At 66.4% G+C, this 9,905-nt stretch carries 9 protein-coding genes; 4 read left to right on the forward strand and 5 right to left on the reverse strand.

Translation table 11 applies throughout. From position 1 onward, the window contains the following. Positions 1-38 precede the first annotated feature (38 nt). Together AB0F10_RS25895 and AB0F10_RS25900 are read left to right on the forward strand one after the other, a co-directional pair. Positions 39-1,211, forward strand: coding sequence for an endo-1,4-beta-xylanase (locus AB0F10_RS25895; protein WP_360630081.1), 1,173 nt, complete (start codon positions 39-41; stop codon positions 1,209-1,211). Positions 1,212-1,253: 42 nt separating this feature from the next. Beyond that, a complete protein-coding gene (locus AB0F10_RS25900; RefSeq protein WP_360630084.1) occupies positions 1,254-3,458 on the forward strand; it encodes an alpha/beta hydrolase-fold protein in 2,205 nt (734 codons plus the stop codon). Between the two features lie 133 nt (positions 3,459-3,591). Here AB0F10_RS25900 and AB0F10_RS25905 read toward each other — a convergent pair whose 3' ends face one another. Next, positions 3,592-3,993, reverse strand: a complete 402-nt coding sequence (locus tag AB0F10_RS25905; protein ID WP_360630087.1) for a hypothetical protein — start codon at positions 3,991-3,993, stop codon at positions 3,592-3,594. Positions 3,994-4,521: 528 nt separating this feature from the next. Continuing rightward, positions 4,522-5,193: an alpha/beta fold hydrolase gene (locus AB0F10_RS25910; RefSeq protein ID WP_360630105.1), complete on the reverse strand. Its 672-nt coding sequence runs from the start codon at positions 5,191-5,193 to the stop codon at positions 4,522-4,524. 336 nt (positions 5,194-5,529) lie between these two features. On the opposite strand from AB0F10_RS25910, the gene AB0F10_RS25915 reads away from it, so the two are divergent. Continuing rightward, on the forward strand, positions 5,530-6,111 hold the full coding sequence (locus tag AB0F10_RS25915; RefSeq protein WP_360630090.1) for a DUF1707 domain-containing protein: 582 nt from the start codon (positions 5,530-5,532) through the stop codon (positions 6,109-6,111). 149 nt (positions 6,112-6,260) lie between these two features. Here AB0F10_RS25915 and AB0F10_RS25920 read toward each other — a convergent pair whose 3' ends face one another. Next, positions 6,261-7,217, reverse strand: coding sequence for a hypothetical protein (locus tag AB0F10_RS25920; protein ID WP_360630093.1), 957 nt, complete (start codon positions 7,215-7,217; stop codon positions 6,261-6,263). Then, entirely contained in the window at positions 7,214-7,753 is a 540-nt protein-coding gene (locus AB0F10_RS25925; RefSeq protein ID WP_360630096.1) for a PadR family transcriptional regulator, read from the reverse strand. The genes AB0F10_RS25920 and AB0F10_RS25925 overlap by 4 nt, the downstream gene beginning before the upstream one ends. Positions 7,754-8,018: 265 nt before the next feature. On the opposite strand from AB0F10_RS25925, the gene AB0F10_RS25930 reads away from it, so the two are divergent. Next, a complete protein-coding gene (locus tag AB0F10_RS25930; RefSeq protein ID WP_360630099.1) occupies positions 8,019-8,480 on the forward strand; it encodes a hypothetical protein in 462 nt (153 codons plus the stop codon). Between the two features lie 196 nt (positions 8,481-8,676). On the opposite strand, the gene AB0F10_RS25935 is transcribed toward AB0F10_RS25930, so the two are convergent. Next, positions 8,677-9,609, reverse strand: coding sequence for a carbon-nitrogen hydrolase family protein (locus AB0F10_RS25935; protein ID WP_360630102.1), 933 nt, complete (start codon positions 9,607-9,609; stop codon positions 8,677-8,679). Positions 9,610-9,905: the final 296 nt, after the last annotated feature.

The raw sequence follows: 9,905 nt of genomic DNA on the forward strand, positions 1-9,905 counted from the left end.
CTTTCGGGCTTCGAAACCTTTCGTTGCAAGGAGTTCCGGTGCGTCGTCTTTGGATTTCCCTTTCTGTCGTCAGTGCCACCGTGCTGCTGGGCGGACAGCTGACGTTCGTCGGCTCGGCCCCGGCGGGCGCCGCGCAGGCCGCCGCGAAACCGTCGCCACCCCCGGCCTACCCCTCCGATTCGCTGCGGGCGCTGGCCGCCCGCGTGGGCCTGCGCGTCGGCACGGCCGTGAACGCGGACCTGCTCGGCACCGACGAGAAATACACGCAGATCACCGCGGAGCAGTTCTCGACGGTGACCCCGGAGAACGTGATGAAATGGGCCGAAGTGGAGCCTGTCCGCGGCACCTACACCTGGGAGAAGGCCGACCACCTGGTCGCCTTCGCGAAGAAGAACAAGCAGCTGGTACGCGGCCACACGCTCGTCTGGCACAACCAGCTGCCCACGTGGCTGTCCTCCGACGGCTACACCACCACCCTGTCGAACGACGAGGTGAAGGCGGTCCTGAAGAAGCACATCTTCGACCAGGTGCGCCACTTCAAGGGCGACATCTGGCAGTGGGACGTGGTCAACGAGGCCTTCGACGACAACGGGCAGCCCCGCCAGACGATTTGGTACAAGGCGTGGGGCGGCACCGGCTACCTCGCCGACGCGTTCCGGTGGGCGCATCAGGCCGACCCCAAGGCCCTGCTCTTCTACAACGACTACAACCTCGAGTTCACCGGGGTGAAGAGCGACGCCGTGTACGCGATGGTGCGCTCGCTGCAGGAGCAGCGCGTGCCGATTCAGGGCGTCGGATTCCAGGGTCACCTCTCCACCCAGTACGGCTACCCCGACCTGACGAACAACCTCGAGCGCTTCGCCGCCCTGGGGCTGAAGGTCGCCCTCACCGAGGTGGACGTCCGCACGCTGACCAAAGCGGACGCCGTCAACGAGCCGGTGAATGCCCTCGCCCCGTACGCCCAGGAGAGCTACTGGTCCCGCACGCTCCAAGCGTGCCTGGCGGTCCGTGCCTGCATCTCGTTCACGCCGTGGGGCTTCGGCGACGCCTACTCGTGGGTGCCCGGCTGGTTCACCGACCCGCAGGAGGGCGCCGCGCTGATCTACGACGAGCAGCTGAACCCGAAGGGGCAGTACGACGTGCTGCAGCAGGATCTGTTGCTTGCCTCGGGTGCCCCGCACCGCTCCAGCTGGGGCGCCGGTCACCACTGAGCACCGCCCGGTTGTCATCGGCTCAGAGCAAGGAGCGGAGAAGTGTCCTCACTGTTCCACCCCCGGCGGGGCGCACGCCGGTTCCTGGCGGCGCTCGTCACCGTTTCGATGAGCACCGCGGCCGCTGCCGCCGGTGCGCAGCCGGCGGCGGCAGCGGCGGCCGCACCGTGGCTGACCGTGTCCGGCGGTTTCGCGTCCTTCGCCGTCCCGGCGGACGAGATTCAGAACGCCATGGGCAACGTTTCCTCCGTCGTCGTCGAGGGGAACTTCGGCCCGTCCTTCAACGTGTCGGAACTCGGTCTCGTACGCTCCGGCACCGCCTGGACGTCGATGATCGGTCCGCTGCCGGCGGGACTGTACTACTACCGCCTCCGGGGTGACGACACCAAGATCGTCAAGGACTCCACGAACCCGACCTCGGTAACCTCGGAGCCGACCTGGAGTACCTTCCTCGTCCCGGGAGACTCCGCCCGATACCTCGCCGACGTGGCACCGGGGCAGGGCGGAAAGATCGAGACCATCACCTATCCGGGCGCTACGGCGCAAGAGCAACGGGCGGCGACGGTGTGGACGCCGCCGGGATACGACGCCCACCGCGGGCGCCCCTATCCGATCCTGTACCTCCTGCCCGGCGAAGGTGGAGGCCACGCCGACTGGAGCGAACTGGGACGCGCCGGGCAGATCCTCGACAATCTCTCGGTGCGGCGCCGCATCGAGCCGATGGTGGTCGTGATGAGCGACGAGGACGACGTCTCGCGCTCGCGGCTCCCGCGGGCGATCGACAGCAGATACCACGTCGCCGGCGATCGCGGGCATCGGGCGATCGCCGGTGCGTCGGCCGGCGGCGTGCGTGCGGTGCGAACCGCGTTGACCCGTTCCGGCGCCTTCGCCTATGTCGGCTCGTTCGGTGGCGTCTTTGCCGATGAGAGCCTTCGTGTGAACGCCAGGGCGGTCAACGCGGGTGCCAGGCTGCTGCGGCTGTACACCGGGAACGTGACCGATCCCGCGTACAACCCCACGTACCGATTGCAGCGCCGGCTCGGCAAGGCACACATCAGGCACGAGTTCGACGGGGTGAACCCGGATGCCGGCCACAACTGGAAGGCGTGGCAGGAGAATCTGGCTGACTTCGCGCCGCGGCTGTTCCGCCCGGCGCCGAACCACCGCCGCAGCCCCGGTCACCTGGTGCCGCGGCACGAGTTCACGCCGCCGGCCCCCGGCACCACACCGACGCCGTGGCTGACCAGGGAGGTCAACGGAGACACCTTCGTCACCGTCGAAACCGGCACCGAGTTCGCCGGCGCGAAGCACGTCACGCTCTGGGGCAACTGGGCGCCCGGCGGAAGCTGGGTCAACGTGCCGTTCACTCGCGCCGGTGACCGCTGGCGGGTAACCGTGGGACCGCTCAAGCCCTGGTTCTACTACTACAAGTACATCGTCGACCTGGCCTCGAAGAAGGACACGTCGAACCCGACGAGCATCACCACCGAACCGACGTGGAGCTCCTTCCTCGTACCCGGGAAGGAGTCGCGTCTGCTCGCGGACGTCCCCGCCGGGAAGGGCGGCAGCGTGAACCGGCTCACGTACCGAAGCACGGTGGCCGGGGAGGAACGCTCGGCGTACGTGTGGACACCGCCCGGCTACGATCCCGCGCGGCCGACGCCGTATCCGGTCTTCTATCTCCAGCACGGCGGTGGCCAGAACTACACCGACTGGCTCGAGATGGGAAGGGCCAAGCAGATCCTCGACAACGAGTTCCGGGACGGCTCGCTCGTGCCGATGGTCGTCGTGATGGGCAACGGCAACGTCCCGGACTTCCCGAAGGAACTGCTGGAGAACATCGTGCCGGCGGCACGTGCCGCCTACCACATCTCCGACGATCCGGCGCAGCAAGCGCTCGCCGGCCTGTCGATGGGCGGGTTCCAGACGTTCGACGTACTCAAAACCCACCCGGGCGAGTTCGCCTACATCGGCACCTTCTCCGCGGGTATCAGCTTCTCCACCACGGCCGACCCGACGGGATACGACCCGACGGCGATCAACAACGGGACGAAGCTGCTGCGCATATACACCGGTAATGTGACCGACTTCGTCTACCCCATCACGCTGGCCTCGATGGCGGCCTTCGACCGGGTCGGCATCAGATACGAGTTCGCCGGGGTCACCCCGGGCCCGCACGGCTGGGACACGTGGCAGAAGGACCTGATCGACTTCGCACCGCGCCTGTTTCGAACCGATGCGAGCTAGCTGAGAGGTACCTCCCTCGCACTGAAGACCCGCGCACGCATCGGCGAGATTCTCTGCGAGGGAGGTACCCGCGGCGAGGTCATGAGCCACTCCGCGCCCCGCTGTCACGTTCCGCTCCCGGAGCCGGCCCGGATCACCGGGCCGGCACGATTCCGGTCCGCGCGGGGGCGGTCCACGACGATCGGCTCGTCGCCGTAACGCTGCCGGAACTCTGCCCGTGCCGCATCGGGGTCGTCGGTGGCGACGAGGCGTTGACGCCGGTGCCGTCGAGGCGGGGAATCACCATCCTGAGGGGAAACCGCCGGGTGGCCCAGTAATGCCAATCGGCCCTCACCCGCTCGGTGAGCTGCTCCAATTCGTCCAGCGAATACGGCGCGTCCCGGAACTCGACGTCGACGTCGTCGATCTGCCCTCGCACGAAGGCATCCAACGCGGCGTCCGGCTTGCGGTAGATGATCAGCCGGTCACCCTTGACATCGAGTCCGGCGTACGAATGGGAATAGAACGATCGCAATTTCGGGTCGACCGCGTCCACCGCCGCACCGACCCGAGCGGAGCCACCGGAGCAACCGCCGAGTGCCATGACGACGAGCACGCAGAGGACTGTCCACTTCATCATCGTCTGATCCCTCCGCGGGTGGGTCCACCGGCTACGACGGGCCGGCGCCCGAAGCGGTTCCTGCTAGCGGAGGCCCCGCGGGCAGGGAACCGCAGGGCACGGCTACCGCGTGTTCAGGCGCACTCCGACGTGACGCCCGAATCGTCGCGGGCTTGTTCCACGATCCGCCAGAACTCGTGGATCTCCATCACGACAGTATGCCGGTCGTCCGACCCGCTCGTGGTCGACGATGTCTGAACGCCTGCCCGACACACCAGAGGCGTCTCGGGTCCAGCAACGGGCTTCCCCTTGCAGGTCGGCTATGCGGTGTGAGGGGGCGGCAATAATGAACTCGTTCGCACGAGATCGTGCCGGTTCGTACTCTTTTGCCGCTGAGCAAGCGCCGACCGCTGAGCCGCTGTTACCGAGCGCGTGCACGCTCGTGCCGATGTGTACGCGCCGGAACTATTTTTCAAGCCGTAGAAATGCTTCGACCGCGGAGACGAATTCGGCCGGCCTCGCCTGGTGAACGTGGTGGCCGGCATCGATGGTGATCAGGTCAGCGTGCGGCATGCGCCGCACCGTCTCGGTGAGTAACTGCTGAGGAAAGGTGCTTGACTCGCCGCCACCGATGATCAAGGTGGGGACTGTCACGGTTTTCATGTTGTCCCACCACGATGGATCAGGATCGGTGAGTTGAGCGCGTATGGCGTTGACAGCGGCGAAGTCGAAGGGCGTCGGTGTGTTCGGCGGATCGAGCGGCGGACGATTCACAGTGCCCGGCGCAGGCGCGGTCACATCCTCCAAGATGAGGTGAGTCAACAATTCAGGCGCGGTCTGAGCTAGAAGAATCGCCACGGCGCCGCCCATGGAATGGCCGACGAGAATGCAACGCTCGACGCCCATCATTGCAAGGAACTCGGCGACGTCAGCGCGCATCAATTCGAACGAGTAGCGGCCCGGTCGCGAACTTCGTCCGTGCCCGCGCAGATCGAGCGCATAAACGTGGAAGTCGGCGGCGAAATCCGCCAGCACGTCGCCCCAATCGCTGCTGTCGTCCCCAAGACCGTGCAGCAGCACCATCGCCGGCGCCGATGTGTCACCGGCTTCCAGGTATGCAAGGGTGACTTCTGTCATTTCCACGGTTCCTGGCGAGCTGCCGGATGCCTGGATCACGCGGCCATCATACGGGTGCCGCTACCGTGCTGCTTTCCCGCGCACTCATCGGCCGCGACGAGCGCGCGGCGGGTGGGTGCGTCTCGTGTGGCCGCCGTCGACCGGACACGGACCCGATTGGATCGTGAACACAACCCACCATGGCGCACGAACGAACCACAGGCCGGGTCTCCAACTCGGCGCACAGCCGACTTCGTAAGCCGCACGGCATCGGTGGCGTCAGCCCCGTCGCGTATGTCGGCGGCCCGGTGCCAGGGCGGGGCTGTCAGCAGGTCTTCGGCGGACTATCGTGCGCTCATGAGCGGAGATTTGGTGCCGGAGCAGCCGGCGATCCGGCTGTCCGACGCCGATCGCGAGGCCGTCGCCCAGCGGCTGCACCGAGCTGTCGGCGAGGGCCGGCTGACACTGGACGAGTTCGAGGAACGGGTGGCCAGGGTGCACGCCGCACGCACCGTCGCCGAGGTCGAGCCGTACGTGGCCGATCTGCCCGGCGGCCCGGTGTCGCCACCCGCACTGGAGCACACCGAGCTGCGCACCACAGCGTCCTCGCTGAAGCGGCGGGGCCGCTGGGTCGTGCCGCGGCGGCTGAGCGTCACGGCCAGGGCCGGCTCGGTAAAACTCGATTTCACCGAGGCCGTCCTGCCGCACCACATCGTCGAGATCGACCTGAACGTAACCGCTGGCTCCACCGTCCTGGTGCTCCCGCCGGGCGCGACCGCCGACGTCGACAGCGTCGAGATGATCGCCGGTAGCGCCAAGGCCAAGGTGCCCCCGAGTTCGCCTGTCGGCAGCGGCCACCATTTCGTGGTGAGCGGCTCTCAGCGGGCCGGCAGCCTGGTCGTCCGCTACCAGCGCCGTTTCTGGCGCTGGCGGTGGTAAAGCCCTGAGCCTCCGGCAGACCCACGAGGCGCCCAGGGGGTGTCCTGCCGGGTAACAGCCTGCACTGATTGCCGCGAAGAGCTCGTTACTCAGCGTCAGATCGTCCGAGGTCAGCCGGCTTACGGATCTGCCGACGTGCGTGCACCCGATCACGGCAGGAATTCTCGCGGTTGATCTTCCAGCTTGATGCGTGATCGGTAGGTCTCGTAGGCGGGCTTGGGGAGGTAGTCACCGGTGCAGAGGCCGAAGGTGCCGAGCGGGGAGTCGGAGGTGGAGTCGGCGTCGGAGAGGGCGAAGAGCTCGAATTGCGCCGCGCCGGCGGCGGCGGACGCGTCGACCAGCGCGGTCAGGGACGAGACCTGGCCGGCGGGTGTGCGGTGCGCGCCGCTGGGGCTGCCGGCCTCGGCGATGTGGATCGGGAGGCCGGGTGGAAAGTGTGCCTCGGTGAGGCGACCGCGGAGGTGGTTCACGGCGTGCAGAGTGGCGCCGTGGACGTCGTCGTGGGGCGAGAAGCCGTCCGGGTAGAGGCCGAGTCCCACGTAGTCGACCTGGGCGGCGAACGCCGCGTACGGAACTGACGTGAGTTCTTTCCAGAACTGGTCGTCCCCGCCGAGCCATTCGGCGGGTTCGGCGAGTGAGAATCCGACCTGGACGCTGTCGCGGGCGCGGGTGCGCGCGTAGGGCAGGCCTTGGGTGAGGGCGGCGATCACGCCGGGTGAGCTGCCGTCGATGTGGGGGATGGGAAAGTTCGCCTCAAGGGTGATCTGCAGGTAGTTGACGAGGTGGCCGTTGCGGTCGAGGGTGCGGTCGATGAAGTCGAGCCAGCCGTCGAGGTCGGCGACCGGTGGCAGGTAGCTCAGCACGAGGTCCAGCTCGCGGCCGCCGGTGACGTACCAGTCGTCGGGCATGGTCAGGTGGTCGAGGTCGCCGGAGGCGTCGATTTCCTGTTCCAGGACGGTATCGCCGCCGCACCAGTGGACGTATTCGCGGATCACGAAGGGGCGCCCGCCGGACAGTTCGTCGACGAGCGGGCCGATACGAAGTGGATCGGCAGGCCCGGCGCAGGTGGCATCGGCGCGACTGCCGACGTAGATACCGAACTTCATACGAGTACCTCCAGGTCGCCGCCGGCGATCCGGTCGGCGGTCTCGGTCAACCAGGTGATCTCGGTGGCCAGCACACGCAGCCAGTAGTGGATTTCGATCATTTGGATTTCGGGGAGGCCGGGTGGGATCACCGGTGTTTCGCGTCGCAGGCGCTCGGCGCGAGCGCGTAGCACGGCGATCGCCTCGGCGGTGGGCAGGATTCCCAGGTACGCCACGGCGGTAAGGAAGTCGGCCGAGGCGGGCGTGGTCTCGGCCAGCCCTTCACGGACGCGTGTACGGAACAGTTCGATCCCGGCGTCAGTGGGCTGGTAGGTAGTTCTCGTGGGGCGGTTGGCGACGCTTTCCGGGGTACCGGAACGGAGCCGACCGCCATCGGCCAGCGACTTCAGGAGCGTGACCACGCTGCTGCGCCGAACCTTGAGGTGCGGGTAGCGGGTTTCCAGACGTGCGGTGACCTCGTAGGCGTGGGCGGGTTGCTCGACAAGCAAGCCGAGGATCGGGAGCACGAGGCTGTTGCGGGTGGCATCCAACGGCATGCCATCCACGGTATAGTCGTATACGACTATTGGCTAGTCTCCTGCGCTCCCGTCGGCGACAGGGGCGCTTGAAATCAGCCGAACGCCGGGATCTGCCGCCGACCGTGCGTGCCGACGCCCGGCCCCCGTTCACACTCCGTGCGGGCCACTCGGGTGCCCCGGTGCACGCTGATGGCCGAGTCGAGTGCTTTCGAGTAGCACACCCCCCGTGGCGCGCCATCGTCCATACACTCCGAGAACAGCGACGTCCTGCGAAGATCCTGATGTGGCATCAGCCTGGCAAACGCTTCCGGAGATCAGCAGTGCGCTCGAACGTTACGAGTCGAACCTCGGCTGGCAGAGACCGAAACTGCACGGCATCGGCTTCGCCGAAGGCACCAATGAGATCAGGTTCGAGCGGGTCAACCAGGCCGAGGACCTGTTGGCCGCCGCGGTGCTCGCCACGGTCACAGGCTGGCACGGGAGCACCGGCTCGGTCCGGCTCGGCAAGAGCAAACTCGCAAAGGCCGTCGGACGCCTTGCGCCCGCCGAGGCCTGCCAGGAGATCGACCAACCGAACCTACAGATCTGGCGCGCGATGCACGGCTGGTCCTGGGAGGGTAAGTACGTCCGCGGAGGCAACCTGGTCGCCGTGTTCGACGCCGACCCATCAGGCACCGCGGCCTTGCGCGACAGCCTGCGAGACCGGCATCGCGAGTGGCTGCCGCACCACCCCAGTGGGCACTGACAGCTACGAGAGGTGAAATCGACCCGTCGCCGCACGCACTGTCGTGCCGAGTTGAGTGCAATCGATCATGGCCTTAAAGAGGCGCAGAACCGCTTCGAGCTATCAAAGGGGTTCCTTATCCGCTCGGCCAACGAGACGTACAAATGCGAGAGCTTACGCGCAGTGGCGTGATGCAGTCGGCAACTTTGCCGGCGGGCTAAAGCTCGGTTCGTCGGTCGGAGCGTTCGTCGTGGACCGGGGTCCCGCTGTGCAACACACCGGCGAGCGCTCGGCCACGCCAGGCGGATGTGGAGTCGTACAGGTCTGCGGTCGTGTCCACGGTCGAAATTAGGATGCCGGTACGGTTGCGCGCCAGACGCCCTACGGTGATCCCGTCGGCTCTGACAACGAACGTTGCCCAACAGCTCTCCCGGGCCGAGGAATTTGGACAGCTAATCCACATATGGTTGGCGGCCGCTGCAGCCGTCATGGTAGCGGGCATAGTGATGCCTGGGTACGTGCCACCCGGGTTTAAGGCCTGTACCTCTAGGCCGACTTGCGCGCGCATCATGGCGACGTCCTCCGCCGAGGCGTGCGCCGCATGATACGAGTGGAATATCAACTGGGCGTCTCGCCTCTTGTACTCGCGGTATAGCTCGGGGTAGCGGTAATCATGGCAGATTGCGGTCCCGCATCGTACGCCGTTGATCTCGAAAACCGTCAGGTGGTTTCCTGGACTGTAGTGCGCCAGGTCACCGGTCCGTTCTGTGATGTCCCCGGCGCAGAACAGCTTGTCGTACCGGTCGACCAACGCACCGGCCGAGTCGATGATGTACAAGCTGTTGTGCGGCTTGTTGCCGCCGGTCAGGCGGTGCGTCGAGCCGATGACGACCCACACGCCCGTCTTCGCTGCCCAGCGCATGACCTGGCGCATTGAATGGTCAAGCTGACTCCAATTCAACGCTGCAAGATCGGGAAAGTCAGACCCGGCGTAACCAGAGAGGGCGCATTCAGGAAAGTGGACGACGTCTGCCCCCTTTGATGCCGCCTCCCGCAATTGCTGCAATACAAACCATAGGTTCCGGGTTACGTCGGCGTCTACCGGAAACTGGCACGTGGCAACAGTGAGTTTGCCGGCGTTACTGCCCACCCCGGGCACCTCCTCTATTAGTCAAGTACGTCTGCGCGAGTCCAGCTCCGCATCTTTCTCTGCTGCCATTCAGCAACTTAGCAAATCTCCGGCAGCCCCGCACCGGGCTTTTACCGGGCTCGGCTGTGTGGGATTGCCGGACTATACAGAACACCGACGTAGTGCACGGATCTGCCGCCGATCGTGCGCGTCGGCTGAAACCTCGCAATCACTTGCCGTGTTCTCGGCTCGGCCGTCTCGATCCGCCGTAAAGGTGGACGCGGTGGTCGGCATGATGGTCGGAGTCGCGTGAGACG

The organism is Actinoplanes sp. NPDC026623 (assembly GCF_040638275.1).
In the GTDB taxonomy this organism is placed as follows: Bacteria; Actinomycetota; Actinomycetes; order Mycobacteriales; family Micromonosporaceae; genus Actinoplanes.